The sequence below is a fragment of the Carboxylicivirga linearis genome, assembly GCF_018271995.1.
Taxonomy (GTDB): domain Bacteria; phylum Bacteroidota; class Bacteroidia; order Bacteroidales; family Marinilabiliaceae; genus Carboxylicivirga; species Carboxylicivirga linearis.
In genome coordinates, this window is record NZ_JAGUCO010000114.1 from 1 (window position 1) to 767 (window position 767).

1 protein-coding gene is annotated in these 767 nt (G+C 40.2%); it reads right to left on the bottom strand.

Annotation, left to right across the window (positions count from 1 at the left end):
- A partial coding sequence (locus tag KEM10_RS23900) for a toprim domain-containing protein (protein ID WP_212220947.1) occupies positions 1 to 767 on the bottom strand: 767 nt, incomplete at both ends.

Sequence of the window (767 nt, forward strand, 5' to 3'; positions counted from 1 at the left end):
TCATCGTACTGAAGAAACGTTTTGTTGTCGATGAAAAGAGAATCAGGGTCTTGTTTTTCCGGGAGTACCAATACCGAAACGTGAAATTGGTTCTTTATCAGGATTTCAGCATTTCGGCACATGGCATTTCGCCCGGCACTATCGCCATCGTAAATAAGTGTAGCCTTATTGGTATATTTTTTCAGGAGCTTTGCCTGTGCATTGGTGAGTGCAGTTCCGCAAGTCGCAACTGTGTTTACCACACCTATATCGTGCATCCGAAGCACATCTGAATAACCTTCAACTATATATGCTCTGTCATTGTTTTTAATGGCAAAGCGAGCCACATTTAAAGCATACAGCTCATTACCTTTAGTATAAATGCAGCTTTCAGGTGTATTCAAATACTTAACCTTCGGATTTTCATTCAGGTCACGCCCTGCAAATGCAATAGTCTGACCTCGTGAGTTGGAAACAGGGAATATCAGTCGGTTTCTAAAAAAGTCATAAACGCCTTTTTCATTGCTTTTGAGTACACCAATTTCTTCAAGTATCTCTGTTTTTAATCCTTTTTCTCGTGCATAGGCCAGTAGAGCATTATCAGTTGGAGCATAACCAATATTGAAGCTGCCGTCTTCAGGAATAGCCATGTTACGCTCCTTGATGTACTGCTGGGCATCTTTGTGATTAACTTGTTCCAAAAAGAACTTCTCAATAATACTACAAGCAATTTTCAGGCTTTCTTCATGTTTGAATTTGGCTTCATCCCAATTGGTGCTTTTCTTCCA